This is a genomic window from Bacillus cereus group sp. MYBK5-2 (assembly GCF_051915685.1).
In the GTDB taxonomy this organism is placed as follows: Bacteria; Bacillota; Bacilli; order Bacillales; family Bacillaceae_G; genus Bacillus_A; species Bacillus_A cereus.
On record NZ_JBQAFE010000012.1, the window covers coordinates 68,267 to 89,651 of the forward strand.

Sequence of the window (21,385 nt, forward strand, 5' to 3'; positions counted from 1 at the left end):
GTTCATAATTTTCTATCAGATACCTTTAAAATTCATAATGGGCTTTTTCTAATCCTTCTTTTCACATAATGGATATATAGGAAGCACGAACAAATCATATTTATTATCATTGTAGAAAAACTATAAAACACATTGATTCCTATAACATCACAGAATAATAAAGCAACCATGCTTAAAACATAAAAAAATAATAATCTATCAAAAATAGACAAGTGCCATTTCTCCCTTTTCTTAAGATCAGTACTATATCATCGTGGCTTTTTGTAATTTCCTCTTGATTTTACCCAAAATAGAATTCCTAGATTGAACATTATGGCTATAACTATTGTAAGAATCTCAAACCAAACTGGATTCACTTTTCTACAGCCCCCCTTAAATTATAAAGATAACTCTTTACATAACAAGTAAATACAACTCTTAAGCCTCGTAAATGATTTCTAAATATAGTTAGTATTAATTCTCCTGCTCTTCATTCTACTAAGAAGCACAATTATCCAAAATTGATGCTTTAATCATCATTATGAAAACAAATTTTCATATGTAATTCTAAGTATTACAGTCTTAGAAACTCGAAAACAACGATTTTTTTTTAAAAATCATTAGAATATTGTTGAGAAATATTTTAATACTTAAAAAGAGCCATATCATCATATAAGGCTCTTTTTTTATTTCCTTCGACATGGAATTTCACGACCTTGTGAATAATTCCAATGTCGGAACTGTCTCATGTCGTATTCATAACGATTATTAAGAAAACAAAATTGAAACTACTATTACAAGTTTAGATGCAAATCTTATTGGAAATAGAAGTTGAAGAACTATGATATATTCCATTTATAGATGGGCAGATTTTAACTATCCTGGTTATGAACTCCATTTTAACGGTATGATTAGTATGGTCTTTGATGAAGAATATCTCATAGTTTTTTATACTAAAGTTGGCTTTACCGAAAAAATGGGTTACTTCAATCTAAAAGTAGAAAAAAATGAATTCCATAAATTCTGTACAAATGCTGAAAGTAAAATATCTGAGATGTTTTTCGCTTTTTTAATTAAACAAAATAATAACTTTAACTATAAACTAGCTACTTATCAAAATATCTTTTTAAATACCATTTCATCCTACTAGTAAACAATACACCTTTACAGATGTTACTTGATGCAAATGGGACCTTTCGGATATTAAACTTATTTTATACAAATTTTTCTAGTTTTTCTGCTAATTATTTAGCTCCATTCAGACTTAAAGTAATTTCCCCATCTCCTAAAATTACATTTTCACTATCAACATAAATTTCTAATGTTAATTTAATCCCTATACCTAGCATATCTCTAAGCTCTTTTGGCATTACAACTCTTCCTAACTCGTCAATCTTTCAAACAATTCCAGTTGCTTTCATACTATTATTCCTGCCCTAATTATTAAAAAAAAAATACTAAAAAGTTATACCATTTCCACATTACAATGTATAACACAAATAATTATTAGAAAATAAACCGAACCGATATTGGGTTCTGTTTATTTTTGCTTGCTGCTCTTAAATATAAACATGGTAATTACAATTGGAATTTGAAATAAAATTAGGACATATTTATTTCCATAAAAGCATGTAGTAGTTGTGGAAATGTAAAAAAATATCATTGTTTGAGCGAGTATATTCTTGTATATGCGGTATAAATCTCAATAGAGATTTAACTATCAAAAATGAAGCAATATGTCTATTAGCGTTAGCGTATATAGCAATAAAATAATCCTCGGAACAAAAGAGTTAGCTCGGCTGTCTTAGGACGAATTCGTTAGCTATCAAAAGTAACGACTAACCGAAAAGCCTCCACTTTTAACAGTCCATTAGGACGTTAAGTGGCGGGTAGTTCACTACTAAACTACTTTCCAAATAAGCGGCCTCTTTAATAGACTATCCACTTGCGAAAAAACTTTATTTATTTCATTATAATATATAAAATAGTAAAAATATTTCAAATTTTACATCTTATAATATTGACAGTGAAAACAAATTACAATAAAATCCGATTGACTAGTTATTTATTATGAGAGGAGTTTCCAATGAAAGTGAGGTTAAAACTGATGAAAATAAGATCTACTATCTTAAATGTTTCAATTAAATTATATAGTTAGAATGGTTTTGTAGGGTCAAAGGTTACTGAAAAAGAAATACGAGTTATTTTTGATACGACATTCATGTATTTTACTTTAATAGAAGCACTTTATAAATCAACTATGCTTAAGCCATTAGAAGAATTCAAATGGTGAGCCTGGGTCTCTTCAATCTGTGAAGAGGATAATAAATTTCCATGTACAATTCTTTACAAAGCGAATACAGACTTGAAATCCAACATTTTTTTGGGGTACCTTATCAATTCTCAAAGATTTTTTAAGAACTGAATGATTTTGTGATTGTTTTTTCTAGACTGTATTTATCCGATTTGTGAAGTGAAACAGAGGCTAGTTTACCATCTATATTGAAACACCTTCACTAACTGTTGAATCGTATTTAGCCTTATTAAACAGAATACGTTTAATATGTTTAACGTTTATTAATTAATATATAAACTTAATATAGAAGGAGATAACGAAACAATCGCCTAGATAATTTAGACCTATCCCTAATAAATAAGGAGTGATTTATGTGAAAATAAAAGATATCCATCCTAACATCAAACTTCGTCTGGCCATGCAATTTCTAGGTAGCCTTATTTCCATGGCTGTTATACCTTTTTTGGCGATCTATTTTGCTCAGAAAATTGGAACCACTAAAACGGGTATTATTCTTATAATAATTGTGATTAGTGGAGGGGTTGGAGGCTTTATTGGAGGACATGTCTCAGACAAAATAGGTCGGAGACAAATAATGATATATTCTGAGCTTGGCATATTATTTTCTTATCTGTTTATAACACTATGTAATTCCCCTTGGTTTAACTTACCTTATATTACTGCAATATTCTTTATCATTAATATGTTTTTTGGGGGAATGTTTCAGCCTGCAGCACAAGCTATGATTATTGATATTACTAATTCTGAATCGAGAAAATTTGTATATACAATTAGTTACTGGTTAGGAAATTTATCAACTGCAATCGGAGGAATTATTGGAGCATTTCTTTTCAAAAACTACTTGTTTGAATTATTTATTGGGATTTCATTCATCTCTTTATTATCTGTATTCATAACTATATTTCTTATCACAGAGACCTATACACCAGAACCCTCATCCATGTCCTTTAACTCTAAGAAAAATTTTTCAACAATAGAGATGTTTCAATCCTATATAACCGTTTTAAAAGATAAACTGTTTATGCTTTATATTCTAGGAGCGATATTAATCTTTTCCTTGGAACAATCCTTAACAAACTATATTGGGATTCGTCTTGAAAAAGATATTCCTCTTCATTCGACTTCATTCTTTGGAGTAGATTTCATGCTTGATGGCACAAAGGTATTAGGGTTTCTCCGAACAGAGAATACAATTCTTGTAGTTCTATTATCAAGTACTATATTATTCTTATTCAAAAAATGGAGTGATCGCTGGACTTTGGTCACAGGAATGCTAATCTTCTCAATATGTTTCAGCATTTTCACTTTTACTAATAGTGTGTCTCTTCTTTTTATTGCCATGTTTATTGGAACAATCGGTGAACTAATGTATGTTCCTATTAAACAGGCAATGCTAGGAGAACTTGCACCACCTAACGCACGTAGCACCTATATGGCCTTTAATAGCTTAACCTTCTATGGAGCAATGATTATATCTTCTTTACTAATTATTATTGGAGAGTGGACTCGCCCTATATATATGGGGGGATTACTTCTTACCTTAGGATTAATTGGTACATTTTTGTACTATATAATATCAAAAACACTGAACTCTAAAGTTAAGGAAAAAAATGAACAAAAAGTATCTGCTTCTTATTAAAAATTTATTTTTTCACTAACATATAAAAAAACAAAATTTTTTCCATAATCGAATACGGTTATGGAAAATTTTTCAATAACTTCATTAAATCCCTTTCTTCTACATCTCATACCCTATTCTTTTCTTGTAACAAACTTTCTCTAAAAATAGCCCCTTAGTTAATAGGTAAGGAAAATTCAACCTCATCTACTATTTTTTATATTCACTCTAAATAAGTACACAAACCGGAATCATTTCAAATGGTTTATTTAAACCAACTTATTAATTGTATTATATCATCAAGTAAATTTAACTATCATTTTTGAACAACTCACACTTTCACTTCAATTAAAAATGAGGGATTCCAAAGTAAAGAATTTTATCAAACTCAAATTAATTAGGTTAGCTCCGCAGTCCTTGCAGTTAGAAGCCTTTTTGCTCCATTCTTTAGATTGATAATTGCATTAATATCCCAAACATGGAGTGTAAGGTAAGAAGGGCAGCCCAATTTACGTAGTTTTAAATTTTTAATGTCTTTGTTTGGATATCCACCAAAAGAACATAGTTGGCTGGAAGCAAATATTTTCAATACATCAGTTATCTTTTTACCGTACCATTTTGTTTTATATTCCAACTAAGTTCGAAGCTGTGACCATGATACCTAATTAATTGTTTTTGTTAGCTTATCCATTGCCAGTTTAGTTTCATGGCAAAAGATTAATTCCTTACAATTTCGCAAGTAACCTTACAAAACTGTAAGGAATCACTTGTATAATTCAATGGTTTAAATGGCGTACCTAATTTAAACTAATAGTATGTAAAACTTAATGCTATACAGGAGTGAGCTAAAATGGAAAATAATAAAAATAAATTATATGCACAAATTGTTACTGGTTCCTGTTTGGTTGGTATCATTTTATTTGCTATTATTGCCGTAATTATAAATTTTATTAAATAGATTTTTTACCGCATCAGACGAAAAATCAGAAATATTTAATCGCCTCTATCAACACCTAACAATATCCACTCTAAACATTGAACTACGTACTATTCAAACTCCTTATGGGCCGTTCGAAGTACAAGAATGGTCTCTTTTTCATTAAGATATCCTCCTAGTTCTCATGATTTAGAGAATAACCATTATATTTTTTAAGTATCGTGACGTATATCACTAGAAAGACGCCCTAGCTGAGGGGGATTAAAAATTTTAATGTCTTTATTTCTTCCTGTACCATCTTTTTTTATCAACCTGTTTCATGGCAGATTTTTTACTTATGTATTCCCAATGCCTTTAGTATTTTGATAATTTGAATAGAAACTTTATCTAACTAATTTCCCCTCACTTTCATATAATATATTTATAGATTCGTTTAAATTTCATATGTTGTTTATTTTATTTCGAACAACATTTTTTGCTTCTGCAAGGCATATGCCGTACTTATGATAGTTTTACTTCCGATTTTTAAAAAAAGTTAACTTTCCCCACAAAGTTTCTTCCAAAAGAACGGATAAAATTATATATTATTTCTATCAGAGTTAATAAATCTTAAGATAACTAAAATATACAATCAAATATTAAACTGGTAGTAATTCATTTGAAATTGAAATATATCTATAAACTAAAAAAGGGTGTTTACTTATGTTAGATGTTTATGCTGTGAAGTTAGATAAAAATATCAACAAGGAAAAATTGTACACGTTACTAGCCTCTGTTTCAGATGAAAAACGTGAGCGAATAAGCCGATTTTATAAATCTGAAGATGCTCTAAGGACTTTACTCGGGGATATTTTAGCTAGATATATCATTTGCAAAAAATTAACTATAAAGAACCATGAAATAAAATTTCGTATAAATAAATATGGAAAACCGTTTATTATTAATTTCGATCATACTCATTTTAATATTTCCCATTCAGGTGATTGGATAGTAGGATGTTGTGGTACCTCTTCAATGGGAATTGATATTGAGCGTATTGAAGCAATAGATATAAATATTGCTAAACAATTCTTTTCGTCAAAGGAATATAATACTTTACAACTAAAATCCCCTTTAAAACAAGAATGTTTTTTTTATGAATTGTGGACTTTGAAGGAAAGCTATATAAAGGCTATTGGTCAGGGACTTTCTATCCCTTTAGACTCTTTTACAATTAATTTTGATGAAAATAGAATTGATAACCTTAATTCTAGTAATTCTAATACATATTACTTTAAACAATATGATATAGATAAAACATATAAAATGGCATTATGTGCAACAGAGCATAAACTCCCTGATAGTGTAAAAATTATTAGTACTCATCAATTATATGAGGAGTTCATGTTATTCTAAGAAATTATACCTTATTTCCGCTTAGAGATATTTTAACGTATTCCCTGAAAGAATTCTCCTTCCTCAAGCGTGTGAAGAGCGCCGTACAACGATAGGTGGGAGATGAATTTACTTTTTATACAAAAAATAATAGTAAAAACAATATAATTTTTATATCAATAATAAAACTCCCCCACTTTAAGAAATAGCTAAGTGAGGGTTTTAGTTACATAAATTAGATGAAATTATAATTATACAGAAATTTGTTTTGAATTTCTTGATTGATAAGTTTAACAATTGATTCTGTACACTCATTTATAAAAAAATGTCCTCCTTCAAAAGGAACAATATTACAATTTTTTTTAGTATATAGCTTCCATCTTAGTATTTCTTCTTCTGAGATATCATCTTTTCGACCATGAAGCACAGTTATATTGCAATCAAACTTAAAATTATCACTTGAAAAAATATAATTTTCAATTATTTTGAAGTCTGATTTTAGAATAGGAATAAAAATATCCAGCAACTCTGGATTATCAAGTATTTCTTGAGGTGTTCCTCCCATTTGTTTAATCTCATTTTTAAATTCTTCATTCGGGAACAAATGAATTTTCTTGTTTTCATTAGCGTAGCCTTGAGGGGTTTTCCCACCAGATAAAAACATATGCAATGGATTAACTCCATTTAATTGCTTAACTTTATAGGCTAATTCGTAGGCTAATAAACTTCCCATACTGTGGCCAAAAAAGATGAAAGGCTTATGTAAGTATGGTTTAATTTGAGAATAAATATCTTCAATTGCTTTATCTAAAGAAGAATATAGTGACTCATTAAATCTCTTTCCTCTTCCTGATAATTTAATAGCATGTAATTCTATTGAGGGATCTAAATACTTTTTCCAATTAGCGTATATGCTTTCTGATCCTCCTGCATATGGAAGACAAAATAATACTATATTATTCATATATGATACAACTCCCCTTTACATTAAATAATCGATTTTTTATAGCTCTTTTTTATATTACTTTAGATATAGTTAGTTTTAAATTGTACAGCACCAAAACCTTAAATACCAATTAAAATCTATTAATTAAACATAATAAAATAAAGGGCACTGTGTAAATCTAGAAAAAACTATAAAATATAGTTTTCCTAGAATTATCTACAGCGCCTCTCATTTGAAATTTTTATAACTAAATTCTCTTTGGTAGCATACTACCCATATAACTACGACAAGCAATAAGAAAATATATTGTCTGCATAACCAAATAAATCCCAATAACGATAAACGAATAAAACCAACTAGATGACATAAGAATATTGTCCAATGCTTTCATCGCAACTAACGCATGAATAATTCCAACGACACAAGGTAAAAAGAAGATAATTCCAACTTGTGTGAAAACAATTTTTCGAATTTCACCATCTGTTATCCCAATCCTTATTAGTGCCTTAATTTGCGCTTGGTCTTCTTTTAACTCGGTAAATAACTTAAAGTAAATCATACTACCAGCTGCAATGAAAAATAACAAGCTGATAAATAGGCCAATAAACATCGTAAGTGAAATCATTTCCTTTAATTCTTCTTGCTGCGCTGATGCTGCTAAAATAGAAAATGCACCTGATGCAGTTACAATAATAGCACTTAAAATTGATACTATAAATAGCATCCTAGCATTATCCTTCATCTTATAACCAAGCTGAGCAATTACCATCATATTCGTACGATTGTAATAGACATTATAACGTTTTTGGATAAATCGTAACAATAATATACTGAACTGAGAGTATAATAAATATGTACCAATCACCACAGCAACCATAATACCAATTGCCAACATACTAAATTCTTGCATATCCAGCAAACCGAAGTTTCCACCATTTAACATAAGTGCAATTGTATAACCAACCAATAAAGATACGATTGCTAGTACAACAAGCCAAGGTGAATAAAACAATTCCCCTTTTGTTTTCTTTGAAGCTTTAAGCAATTCAATTATTTCTGTACGCCCAATCCCTAGTACACTCCAAAACGATATAAGTGTAAACAATACTAAAAAACTCCCCATTGTTAACCCGACTGCTTGAAGCGGAACAAAAAATGTAATAGTATCACTCATATTAAGCAACATTGAAAGCACAATAAAAAACATCTTACTAAATAATATCCCTAAACCAATTCCTACTGAAATTGCTAGCACCGCAATTGTTAAATTTTCATAAATAACAAGTCTACGCAACTGCATACGAGTCATTCCGAATAATGAAAACAAGCCAAATTCCTGTTTTCTTGTCTTCAAAAATGCGGAATTGGAATAGAGTACAAATAGAAATGAGAAAATAAATATTACATATTCACAGAATATCATGCCTAGTCTCACTTTATCGGCAGCTATAATATTCCCATTTACTACATCCGGATGAGCTAGAAAAGCTGCATAGATATAAAAAATCATTACAGAAAATACACTACTTAGGAAAAAGGCACTATATGAACGCCATTTACCTCGAATGTTACTAAACGCGAGCGAACGAAACGTCATCAAAATTCCCTCCTAAAACGCTCAATGCATCTAAGATTTGTTGGAAAAATGCTTGTCGATTTGTACCACGTCGAATTTCTGAGAACTGTCTTCCATCTTTAATAAATACAATACGTTGACAATAACTTGCTGAAAACGGATCATGAGTCACCATAAGAATGGTTGCATTCATTTGTTCATTCATATCTTTTAACGAGTCCATTACATCCTTTGCTGCCTTAGAATCCAAGTTTCCCGTTAATTCATCCGCAAGTATTAAAGAAGGCTTATGAATAAATGCACGTGCAATCGCTGCACGCTGTTTCTGTCCACCAGACACCTCATATGTACGTTTATTTAATATTTTATCAATCTGCAACCATTTAGCGAGTGGCTGAAGTTTTTCTTCAATAATACCAGGAGCAACTCCTTCGAGTACTAATGGCAAAACAATATTTTCTTTAATTGATAGTGTATCTAATAAATTAAAATCCTGAAAAACAAAACCAAGTTCACGTCTTCTAAATAATGAAAGTTTCTTTTGGCTTAGTTTGCTTGGATCAATACCACCAATTTTGATTTGACCTGATGTTGGGCGATCAATTGTTGATAAAAGATTGAGCAAAGTCGTCTTTCCACTTCCTGAAGGCCCCATGACCCCCACAAATTCGCCGGGCTCAATGGTTAAATTAATATCATCTAGCGCCTTATAAACAACTGATCCTTTAGAGCTATATATTTTACCAAGGCCCTGTGCTTCAAGCATACTCATTATACAATCCCTCCTCTTTAATTTAATACCAGTATAATTCAAAAAAGGTATTAAACCCATCGATTTCCCTTTCAAAATTGGCAGAAAACCTTACAATATTGTCACCCAATCCCCCATAAAAACCACAAAATATTGTTATATCAGCCTATAAAGCTTACAATATCGTCACCTTATATCAAACATATGAATTCCACGAGGTTCAAAGCTGACTATAAATGTAGTCCCTTCCCCAAAAACTGATGTTACAGATAAAGCATGACCAAGACGGTTGCACACCTCTTTTGCTAAATACAATCCCATTCCTGTCGATTCTCCTGCTGTCCTTCCATTCTCCCCAGTAAAAAATGGTTCAAACACCCTTGGAAGATCGTGTGCTGCGATTCCAATTCCCTCATCTATCACACTCATTTTTCCTCCCCCATGCTCACTTTCTTCCAAGCGAAAAACCAGCTGCTTTGTACCTGGTTTATCCTTACTGTATTTAATGGCATTACTAACTAGTTGGTTTAACAAGAATGTCATCCATTTCTCATCTGTTTCTATCCATGCCTCTCCATCAATCTTCGGAAATATAGAATAACGTATCCAAAAACTCTTATGTGCATTTATAACAGAACTAATCAACTTATGAAGTGAAATTTTTTTTAAGTGACTATCAATCTCAAACTTATCGAGGCGTGCAGTATACAACATCATTTCTAAATCTCTTATCATTCTGTTTGTTTCTTCTTGTATACTAACTACTAATGTCTCTTGCTCTTCCTTCGTGTATGGTATTTGCTGCAAAGCTTCTTGTATATGTAAGTCAATAACTGATACAGGAGTTTTCATATGATGCACCCATTGTAATACAAAGTGATTATGTAACTCCTGCTGTCGACGGTATATTCTGAGCTCATTCAAATAATTACTGTATTGTTCTTGTAAGAGTTTAGCTACTAAGTGTTGTTCTCTTGTTACCATGGCCTGCACAATCTCTATAGCATCTAAATCTGATCGAGTAATTGCATCCTTAACTTGATTGTAATAAGCTTTTTGTCGAAGGTAATCAATAATCAGCCATAATCCCATTAAAAATAGTGAAAGCAGTATAAAATAAAATATTATCCCCCCATCTATTAACCCTGAAGAACTTACTTTATCTATAAGCATAATCCCCGTTCCAAGCCCAATAATAAGCAGGCATAAATACATATATAACAATCTATCCTGTAAAAATAAAATTATTGTTGATCGTTTCATGAGTCTTCTCCCATATGCTCATCGCTTAAGGAAAGCTTATAACCTTGTTTCCTAATCGTTTCAATCACATTAGGTAACCCAATTTCCTCCAACTTCTTCCTAACCCTTGTTACATTGACCGTTAGCGTATTATCATCAACAAATTGAACATCATCCCACAAAGTCTCCAAAAGCTTCTCACGAGAAACCGGCTTCCCAATTTGACGCATAAAACATTCTGTCAACAATCGTTCGTTTTTCGTTAACTCAACCTTCTCATTTTTCCACATAAGCTCATTACGTGGAATATTTAGCCGTAATCCATACACATTGATTTCATTCTCATTTGTGCCTATATCAGTTGACATAATAGCATATTCCCCATAAACTCTTCGCAACGTACTTTTTACTTTTGCCATTAATAAATCTAAATGAATAGGTTTTGTAATGTAGTCATCACCGCCATTTTCAATAGCCATTACCTGATCCATCTCACCTGCACGTGCAGATATAAAGATAATCGGAATACTTGAACGTACTCTTATTTGTCTACACCAGTAGTAACCATCAAAATATGGTAGATTAATATCAAGTAGTACCAAATGTGGCTCATATTCTTCCAATTCGGTTAGCAAATTGCGAAAATCTGAAGCACAACTCGCTTCAAATCCATATTTCTCCATATTCTTCTTTAAAATAGAAGAAATCTTTGAGTCATCTTCTATAATAAAAATACGATACATAATATACCCCCTATTAAATATTGTGAATTTTAGATTCACAAACCCTAAATTGAACTTTTCTATGCAAACCTATTTTAATACTAAAATAGCCGGATTACTACTCCTCCCTAGTGAATATGTCTAATTCTCATTATTTATTTCCACTCAAAAAACCGCCTTGTAAGGCGGTTTTTTGAGTAATATTATTTCTATCTCACAGATTGTCTAAGGTTAAAAAATAATTTTTAACTGAATTATCTTCCTGCCTCGATTCTACGAAATTAACACCTATCAAAATTACCCATCATCTTGATTGTTTTACAAATCATAGATTAATTACTATCTCTTTACTTAGCCAAGCATACTAATAACATAAAGTTTAGATTAATTTAAACTAATTCTAAAGATTTTCTGCCTTGTAAAGATGGGTAAAAATGATTCATAAATGCTTCAAAAATTTCGATTTTATTTATAACGCTCTTATTACACATGATAAATGCCCCAGTGTTCACTTCAGGTAATAACCACATAAACGAACTAAATCCAGATATATTTCCACTCTTTGCAAATATATTTTCCCCCATATAATTTGGATGGAAATTTGTTTCAAATCCGTAACTGCTATAACTTACCTGAGGGTTTTTTTCGGATTTTAAAGAGAGTATTTGTTTTATAGAAGCTGAGTCTAATATTCGATTTTCACCATACACTCCATGTTGCAACATAGCAATCATAAATTTAGCTATGTCTTCTCCTGTTGATAACATACTACCAGTAGAATTATCAACAGGACTATACTCATACCATGGAACCTTACTGTTTTCTATATCATAGCCTGTTGCAAGTTTATTCTGTAATTCCACAGTTTGAATAAAACTACTATTGGACATTCCAAGTGGTTTTAATAAGTTTTCCTTTGCATATTGATGGAAAGGAAAACCTGTAAGTTTTTCCACTATATATCCTTGAAGTACGAATGCAAAATTTTCATAATTATATCGCTCACCAGGCGCATAAACCACCGTAGGCATATTTTCTTTAATGAACTCTTTTAATGTTATAGGATTTGATTTATCAAAGTTAGTCAATTTTCCCATTCCTTGATCAGAATAATCAAATCCGGTAGTATAGCTCATCAAATGTTCAATCGTAAGAGGAGAATTTATTTTCCTTGGGATTTCAATATCTCCTAAATATGCCTGGATATCTTCATATAAATTAATTTCACCTTGTTCTACAAGTTGCATCATAATTGTAGAAGTGAATAATTTTGTAATTGAACCTACTCTCATTAATGTTTTGTTTGCATTCATTTGTATTTTGTTCTCAACATCTGAATATCCGTATCCTTTAGATAAAAGTACTTTACCATCTTGAACTACAACAAAAATAGCACCTGGAACATCTTTCAAATACAAACTATTAAAATACTCATCTGCAAATTTCTCTACTTCTTTCGAACTAATTGATTCAGCAAACTCATTCTCTTCCAAATGGTGCAGCTGGTCTATTTGCTCTTTCATTACACAATGTTCAATAATCCCCTTCAATGCCTCTTTTAATAATTCTGCTAACTCTTGGATTGTTTCTTTGTAATACTGCGCATGACTATAGGTAATTGTAATTGATAAACTTCCATCAATAACCATACCATTAATATCTAATGTATATCGATTTTTTTGATAGATATTTACATCATCTCCTTTTGAATACGGAGAAATTTGCATTAAACTATTTTCTAAGTCTTGGTCAAACTGACCGAGATAATTAAAACTAATCTCTGGCTTAAGAGTAAATGTCTGTTTTTCTTGATGATTGGTTAAATATTTTAAAACACCATAACCTATTCCTTTATTTGGAACTTGTCGCAGTCCCATTTTGATATTTTTAATCCGCTGAGAAATGCTGCTCTCTACTTCAATTGGTAAAATCACTGGATATTGACTTGTAAACCACCCTACAGTACGAGTGATATCGAGATCAGAAAGAATGGTTTCTCTTCCATGTCCCTCTAAATTCACAGCGATTTTATCCATTCCTGTCCATTGATGAATTGCTGTACCTAAAGCCGTTAACAATAGGTCATTTATTTCCGTATTGTAAGCATTATTTGCTTGCTTTAATAGCTGTTCTGTTTCAAGTTTCGTCCATTCCACATTAATAGCTTCACTATCTTTTATCAAACCATAATTTTGTTCTTTATCTTTTGGTAACAATCTCGTTTGGATTTGTTCAATCTCATTCCAATATTCGCGCTCATTTTCCATTTCTGGACTATTTGCATAGAGAGATAATTGTTCTGTCCATAATTGGAAGGAATCTGTTTTTTGTGGTAATTGAATAGTTTCTCCGTTTACTACCTGTCCATAAACCGACCCAATATCCTCCAATAATATCCTCCAAGATACACCATCTACCACTAGATGATGTATTACAATCAATAAATGATCGCCTTCTTTACACTGAAACAGGCCTAGTTTTATTAGCGGTCCTTTACTCAAATCAATACTACTTTGAATCATATTCGCAGCCTCTTCAATCGCTGCAGCAGGATTTACTTCTCCTGTAAAATCCATCACTTCCAAACTAAATAATTTTTCTTTCTCAATTCTACGATTCCATGCCTGATACCCTTGTTCTGTTTGACGGAAGACCATACGAAGCGCATCATGGTGCTCGGTTATTTTTTGCATTGTCTTACGCAGAGCTAGCACATCAAATCCATTTTTCTGATATAACATAACCGACTGATTGAAATGATGAGATGCTTCCATCTTCTTTTCAAAGAACCAGCGCTGAATTGGTGTTAACGTAACTTCTCCTATTATTTCTTTTTGGTCTATCAATCGAGTAACAGGTTTTACATGTAAACTTAATTCTGCAACACTTTGATACTTAAACCAATGCTTCATTTCTATTTTATATCCTGCTTGTAATAACTTTGAAGAAGCTTGAATCGCTTTAATTGAGTCGCCTCCCAAATCAAAGAAATTATCTAATACTCCAATTTGAGGAACACCCAGCACCGTTTGCCAAATTGATACTAACATTTCTTCTATTGGAGTTTGTGGCGCAACGTACTCTATACCTATTTGTAGACTTTGTTCTGGCTCAGGTAACACTTTACGATCAATTTTACCGTTTGGCGTTAACGGCATATGTGTTAACTGTACAAAGTAAGATGGAAGCATATAGTCTGGCAATTCTTGCGACATAGCCTCTCGTATTTGTCCTACTGTTAAGTCATTATTTGCCACAAAGTATGCACACAATTGTTTTGATCTATCTTCATTTTCCCGTACAACCACGATAGCCTCTTGAACTGATTCTATTTTTAAGAGATTTGCTTCAATCTCTCCTAGTTCAATTCGATAGCCTCGAATTTTCACCTGCTGATCAATTCTTCCTAAATATTCAATATTCCCATCAGATAGCCATCTTACCAAATCACCTGTTTTGTATATGCGCTCACCTGGTATAAATGGATTATTCACAAATTTTTCTGAAGTTAAATCAGGACGGTTTAGATAGGACTTTGCAAGACCACTTCCCCCAATCCAAAGTTCTCCAGCTACTCCTATAGGTTGTAATTGACCATTTTTGTTCACAATATACGTTGTTGTATTGCTTAATGGTTTTCCAATTGGTACATTTTCAGAACTATCTTCCACTTCATTCACTTCATAGTACGTTGCAAATACTGTACTTTCCGTTGGGCCATAGACATGTATAATTTTATTCTCTCCTATATGCTGGACTGCCTTTCGTACATGTGCTACTGATACACGTTCCCCACCAAACAGAATTTTTCTAATATTAGTTAAGCAATTTATGTTAACGTCAACCAGAACATTGAATAGAGCTGTCGTTATAAAGAGAACCGTAATATTTTCTTTTACAATGTAATTCGTTAATCTTTCCATGTTTAACAATATTTCTTTAGAAATAAGAATCAGTTCGGCTCCATTTAATAACGAACCATATATATCAAAAGTTGATCCATCAAACGCATAACTCGACAATTGAAGTACTTTATCCTGTGTATCCAATGAAATATAATTTGTATCTCGAACAACTCGAATTATATTTTGATGCGTCGTTAAAATACCTTTAGGATTACCTGTGGTTCCTGAAGTATAAATAACATAAGCTAGATTATTCGGCCCAATTTTCGATTCCAAATTCGAACCGTCTTTATGATACACCGCTGCATCATCTAAAAATAGAACTTTAGATGTAAAAGTGTTCTTATGTTGCAAATGGCGTTGCAACAAGAGAATCTTCGTTCCCGAATCCTCCAACATATAACGAATTCGTTCCTGTGGATACTCTGGATCAATCGGTACATAAGCACCACCTGCTTTTAAGATTCCAAGTATCCCCACGATCATTTCTAGTGAGCGTTCTACCATAATTCCAACTAACTGATTTGCCTGTACGCCTTCCTTTCTAAGCGTTCTTGCCAATTGGTTAGCTCGTTCATTCAACTCACGATATGTCAATTGCTGATCTTCGAATACAACCGCAAGGTGATCTGGTGTACGCTCCACCTGTTCTTCGAACAATTGATGAATAGTCTTTTCACGTGGATATTCACTTACTGTATTATTGAATACTTCAAGAATTTGTGCTTTCTCTTCTGCCGTTACTACTTCTAAATCTTGTATACAAATCTGTGGGTTATTTACAACTTGTTGAATAACTTGAATCAAATGACCACGAATTCTTTCTATACTTGTACTATCATACACATTGGCATTGTAATTAAGTCGAATTTTAAATTCTTCTCCTGGAACAACAATTAAATTTAAATCGTAATTTGTTTGTTCCTCCATATTTGCATTCTTAACTTCTAAGAGGTTTTCAGACTGGTTACCAACACGTTCCATTTCTGTCTCTGTAGGATAGTTCTCAAATACCATAAGATTTGTGATTAAGTCCTGTTTTTGTTCTGTTTGTGCCTGTATTTCATACAATGGATGTGTATCGTATGCATGTGAAGCTATTGCCTGCTTCTGATTTCTTTTCATAACCTCTATAAAGGATTCTTCTGCTTCACAACGAATACGTACAGGAATCGTATTAATAAATAAACCAATCATATTTTCTATACCTGATATATCAGTTGGTCTTCCTGATACAACACTTCCAAACACTACATCCTGACTACCATTATATTTCTGTAGTAGCACTCCCCACGCTGTCTGAATTAAACTATTGATTGTAACTTGATTATCACTAGCCGCCTGTTTCATTTTCTTCGTTAATTCTCTATCAAATTCACAAAGTAGCTCGTCCAAAACATAACCTTCATCTTCATTTTTCAAGTTTTCTTTTGGTAATACTGTTTGCCCTTCATATCCATCTAAGTAATCGTTCCAATATTTCGAAGATTCCTCGTGATCTTGCGCCTCTAACCATTCGATATAATTACTATATGGCGTTACTACAGATAACTTAGGCTCTCTTTGTTCCTGAATTGCATAGTAAGTTTCAAAGATTTCTTGGATTATAATTGGCATGCACCAACCATCCATTAAAATATGGTGGAAACTCCAGATAACATGGTATGTTTGCTCATTAGTACGTAAAATTGTCATACGCATTAATGCATCTTCAGCAAGATTAAATCCTCTTTCTTTATCTTCAGCGGTATACCTCTTTATCCACTCTTCACGTGATGATTCGTCCATTTCCTGAAGATCTTCAAAATGAAAATCAACTTTTCGATTTCGGTATACAATTTGTAACGGCTCATCGTTCCAATCACTCATAAAATTCGTTCGGAATATGGCATGTCTTTGTACCAATTGCTCCAAACTTTGAACAAATGCTTTTACATTCATACTTCCTTGTACATCGAACGTCGCTTGTTCAAAATAAGCTTCTGATTGCGAGTTCAACAAGCTATGGAATAACATACCTTTTTGCATTGGTGTTAATGGATACACATTTTCAATTTCACCTATGTGCTTAGTTTCCTCTATAATTCGATCTAATGCCTCGATTGTCATTCCCTTGAAAATAATATCACTTGGTGTCAGCTCCGCTCGCTCTTTCATTACGCAATGTTCAAGGACTTCCTGCAAGCTCGTATGTAACCAATCGGCTACTTTTTCTACCGTTTCCTTTTGATATTGTTTTCTATTATAACCAATTCCTAACGATAATTTCCCATTAGATATCATACCATTGATTTCAAGCACATATGCTCTCATTTGATACTGACTTATATCTGAACCGCTCGAATAAGGAGATGCTTGCATCGCACTATTCTCTAAATCTTGGTCAAACTGTCCCAGATAGTTAAAGCTAATCTCAGGCTTCAGTATAAGGGGCTGCTTTTCTTGATTTTCAGATAGATATTTTAAAAGGCCATATCCAATCCCTTTATTTGGAATCCTGCGCAATCCTTCTTTAATATTTTTAATCTGATAAGAGATATCGCTTCCTGCTTCTATCGGTAGAACTACTGGATATTGACTCGTAAACCATCCTACTGTACGAGTAATATCAAGATCCGAAAGAATAGACTCGCGTCCATGTCCTTCTAGATTTACAGTAATTATTTCCATTCCTGTCCACTTATGAATTGCTCTTCCTAAAGCAGTTAACAATAAATCGTTGATTTCAGTGTTATATGCTCGGTTTGCTTGTTTTAATAACTGCTCGGTTTCAGAAGCTGTCCATTGGACTGTAACGACTTCACTATCCTTTATCAATCCACAATCTTGTTCCTTATCTTTTGGCAACAATCCCGTTGGGATTTGTTCAATCTCATTCCAATATTCACGTTCTTTCTCCATCTCTGGGCTGTTCGCGTAACGAGTCAAATGTTCAACCCATAATTGGAAGGAGTCTGTTTTTTGTGGGAATTGGATTTCCTCTCCATTTATCGCTTGTTCATATCCTGCTTCGATATCTTCCAGTAAGATTCTCCAAGACACACCATCTACGACTAAATGATGAATCACAATCAATAAATGATCGCCTTCTTCACACTGGAATAAACCCAGTTTCATTAACGGCCCTTCTCTTAAATCAATACTACTTTGGATCGCATTTGCAGCCTCTTCAATTACTGAGGAAGGATTTACCTCTTCTGTAAAATCTCTTACTTCTAAGCTAAATAATTTTTCTTCCTCAATTCCACGATTCCATGCCTCATACCCTTGTTCTGTTTGACGGAAGACCATTCTCAGTGCATCATGATGTTCGGCTATTTTTTGCATTGTCTTATGAAGAGCTAATACATCAAATCTTTGATTGCGGTATAACAAGAATGCTTGGTTAAAGTGCTGAGGATCTGACGCCTCACGGTCAAAATACCAATGCTGAATTGGTGTTAATGTAACTTCACCTGTTATTTCTCCTTGTTCAGCAACTCGCGTTATTTTCTCTACATACGGACTTAAAGACGCCACAGTTGAATATTTGAATAAGTTTTTCATATCTACTCGGTAACCAGCTTGATACAGTCTCGAGGAGACTTGAATGGATTTAATTGAGTCACCTCCCAAATCAAAGAAATTATCCAAAACTCCAATTTGCGAAACACCAAGTACCGTTTGCCAAATTGAAACTAACATTTCTTCTATTGGAGTTTGCGGCGCGACGTACTCTGTACCTGTTTGTATGTTTCCTTCTGGCTCAGGTAATGCTTTACGATCAATCTTACCATTTGGTGTTAATGGCATTTGCTTCAATTGTACGAAGTACGATGGAATCATATATTCTGGTAACTCTTCTGACATCGCCTCTCGGAGTTGTGCCACCGTTAGACTTTCCTCTCCAATAAAGTAGGCACATAATTGTTTTATTCCATCTTCATTCTCTCGGGCAACAACAATGGACTCGCGAACCATCTCCAATTTTTGAAGTGCCGACTCCACCTCACCTAACTCAATTCTGTATCCTCGAATTTTCACTTGATCATCAATTCTACCAATATACTCAATATTTCCATCGGGTAACCATTTAGCCAGATCCCCCGTTCTATACATACGTTCTCCCGGGATAAAAGGATTTTCTACAAATTTCTCCGCTGTTAACACAGGTTGATTTAAATACCCTTTAGCAACACCATCTCCAGAAATACACAGTTCTCCTGGAACATTTATTGGTTGAAGATTATTATTTTTCCCTAAAATAAAGATTTTGACATTTGAGATTGGCTTACCAATGGAAAGCGTTTTTTCAACATTCGTAATTGATAGCATTGTGGAAATTACACTATTCTCAGTTGGCCCATACTCATTACATATTTCTACTGTTGGATTTAAAGTTTTTAACTTTTTAATGAGTACAGGAGTAATTTTTTCTCCACCAACAACTACATTTTTTATTGAATCAAAATCTGATTTATCCATATTCTCTAATACTTTAAACAAAAAGTTAGGGGTGCTTTGTAAATGTGTTATCTGCCATAATGTGATAGCATTCTTGATTTCAGTTGGATCAACGCACTGTTTATCATTAAGAATATATACTGTTGAACCAGAAATAATTGGCCCAAAAAAGTGTGTAATAAATGAATCAAACACAAATGTACTAAACATAAGTATGCGATCATCTTTTGTAAACCCATATGATTTTGCTTTCCATTGTACTGTGTTATGTATGCTAGCATGTTCCACCATTACTCCTTTAGGTTCACCTGTGGTTCCAGAAGTGTAGATAAGATATGCCAATTGACTTTCTGTATTAATCCCAACTAAATTGGAGGCATCTTCATGGTAAGTAAGTGCATCATCTAATAATAAAACCTTATTTTTGTAAGAAAAAGGAATTTCCAAATGTTGTTGACTCAATAATACTTCTACTCCAGAATCTTTTAGCATATAGTTAATACGATCTTCAGGATATTCTGGATCAATAGGCACATAGGCACCTCCTGCCTTTAGCACACCCAGTATACCTACAATCATCTCTACTGAACGTTCTACCATAATTCCAACTAACTGATTTTCCTTTACCCCTTCATTCCTTAGAGTTCTAGCTAATTGATTTGCTCTTTCATTGAGCTCCCAGTACGTCAGCTGCTGGTTTTCAAATACAATTGCTAATTGATTCGGTGTTTTATATACCTGTTCTTCAAATAACTGATGAAGCAACTTCTTCTCAGGATAATAAAATGTAGTATCGTTGAAAGATTTTAATAATTTATTTTTCTCAACTTCCGATAATAATTCAACTTTACTTAATTCAAGATCATACTGATATAAAATTACAGAGAAAATACGGTTTAAATGCTCTATAATTTGATTCATAAAATCTTTATCATAAAGATTTTCATTATATATTAACTTTAAATTTATTACATCTTTCTCTAAATCGAAATGAAATATGATATCTGTAACTACACCTTTATTAAAAGTATCCTGATGAATTTCCTTTAAAGAAACCATTGTATTTATAATAGGCAAGTTATTTGAATCAAATTGTAAGTTTAAATTTTGAACCATTTTTTTAAAAGGAATTTTTTGATTTTCAATTGATTCTTTGACTAATAATTTTATACTATTAAATATTGATTTAAATGTACTATTTTGATCTAATTTATTTTTCAATATCAAAAATTCGTTCAATATCGAGCCTTGTTTATCCCCCACTTGCATTGTCGGAAATCCTATGATGATATTTTCTTCATCTGTATATTTATTTATTAAACATTCAACCCCAGTTAACAGTATTAAATATATTGCTAGATTAGATCCATTCGCCATATTCTTAATTTTTTGAGATACATTAGATGATAAAGGACAATAAACATAATCATACTTATTACTAGTATTTTTAATTGCTTTAACATACGGTAGATAACTCATATTATCTTCAGCATCAAACATATTATTCCAAAAAAGCTCTTGCTTTTTAAATACTGACATTATAGGCACCCCAATTTTTATAAAATATATACTTTA

The 21,385-nt window shown here is 32.4% G+C and carries 10 protein-coding genes and 2 pseudogenes; 4 read left to right on the plus strand and 8 right to left on the minus strand.

Annotated features, from left to right (window positions below):
- The first annotated feature begins 820 nt into the window (after positions 1-820).
- Positions 821-1,129: a hypothetical protein gene (locus ACTFP3_RS27140; protein ID WP_257149277.1), complete on the plus strand. Its 309-nt coding sequence runs from the start codon at positions 821-823 to the stop codon at positions 1,127-1,129.
- Positions 1,130-1,223: 94 nt separating this feature from the next.
- On the opposite strand, the gene ACTFP3_RS27145 is transcribed toward ACTFP3_RS27140, so the two are convergent.
- Positions 1,224-1,373: an AbrB/MazE/SpoVT family DNA-binding domain-containing protein gene (locus ACTFP3_RS27145; RefSeq protein WP_257149278.1), complete on the minus strand. Its 150-nt coding sequence runs from the start codon at positions 1,371-1,373 to the stop codon at positions 1,224-1,226.
- Positions 1,374-1,591: 218 nt separating this feature from the next.
- Between ACTFP3_RS27145 and ACTFP3_RS27150 the strand changes: the two are divergent.
- Both ACTFP3_RS27150 and ACTFP3_RS27155 read left to right on the plus strand, forming a co-directional pair.
- Positions 1,592-1,752, plus strand: a pseudogene (locus ACTFP3_RS27150) (RNA-guided endonuclease InsQ/TnpB family protein); the annotation flags it as partial.
- Between the two features lie 896 nt (positions 1,753-2,648).
- On the plus strand, positions 2,649-3,935 hold the full coding sequence (locus ACTFP3_RS27155) for an MFS transporter (RefSeq protein ID WP_440011769.1): 1,287 nt from the start codon (positions 2,649-2,651) through the stop codon (positions 3,933-3,935).
- Positions 3,936-4,311: 376 nt separating this feature from the next.
- Here the strand turns inward: ACTFP3_RS27155 and ACTFP3_RS27160 are convergent.
- Positions 4,312-4,575 (minus strand): annotated as a pseudogene (locus ACTFP3_RS27160) (zinc ribbon domain-containing protein); the annotation flags it as partial.
- A 978-nt stretch (positions 4,576-5,553) separates the two neighbouring features.
- On the opposite strand from ACTFP3_RS27160, the gene ACTFP3_RS27165 reads away from it, so the two are divergent.
- Positions 5,554-6,246: a 4'-phosphopantetheinyl transferase family protein gene (locus ACTFP3_RS27165; protein WP_139894798.1), complete on the plus strand. Its 693-nt coding sequence runs from the start codon at positions 5,554-5,556 to the stop codon at positions 6,244-6,246.
- A gap of 214 nt (positions 6,247-6,460) precedes the next feature.
- Here the strand turns inward: ACTFP3_RS27165 and ACTFP3_RS27170 are convergent, their stop codons facing one another.
- The 6 genes from ACTFP3_RS27170 to ACTFP3_RS27195 form a co-directional block, all read right to left on the minus strand.
- Complete coding sequence (locus ACTFP3_RS27170) at positions 6,461-7,189, minus strand: thioesterase II family protein (protein WP_098568025.1); 729 nt, start codon at positions 7,187-7,189, stop codon at positions 6,461-6,463.
- A gap of 229 nt (positions 7,190-7,418) precedes the next feature.
- On the minus strand, positions 7,419-8,768 hold the full coding sequence (locus ACTFP3_RS27175) for an FtsX-like permease family protein (RefSeq protein WP_098562748.1): 1,350 nt from the start codon (positions 8,766-8,768) through the stop codon (positions 7,419-7,421).
- Entirely contained in the window at positions 8,743-9,519 is a 777-nt protein-coding gene (locus ACTFP3_RS27180) for an ABC transporter ATP-binding protein (protein WP_098562747.1), read from the minus strand. The genes ACTFP3_RS27175 and ACTFP3_RS27180 overlap by 26 nt, the downstream gene beginning before the upstream one ends.
- Positions 9,520-9,684: 165 nt before the next feature.
- Entirely contained in the window at positions 9,685-10,761 is a 1,077-nt protein-coding gene (locus tag ACTFP3_RS27185) for a sensor histidine kinase (RefSeq protein WP_098562746.1), read from the minus strand.
- Positions 10,758-11,483, minus strand: a complete 726-nt coding sequence (locus ACTFP3_RS27190; protein ID WP_098562745.1) for a response regulator transcription factor — start codon at positions 11,481-11,483, stop codon at positions 10,758-10,760. The genes ACTFP3_RS27185 and ACTFP3_RS27190 overlap by 4 nt, the downstream gene beginning before the upstream one ends.
- Positions 11,484-11,851: 368 nt before the next feature.
- Positions 11,852-21,349 carry an amino acid adenylation domain-containing protein gene (locus ACTFP3_RS27195; RefSeq protein WP_440011773.1) on the minus strand — a complete coding sequence of 3,166 codons (9,498 nt, stop codon included), beginning with the start codon at positions 21,347-21,349 and terminating at the stop codon, positions 11,852-11,854.
- Between the last annotated feature and the right edge of the window lie 36 nt (positions 21,350-21,385).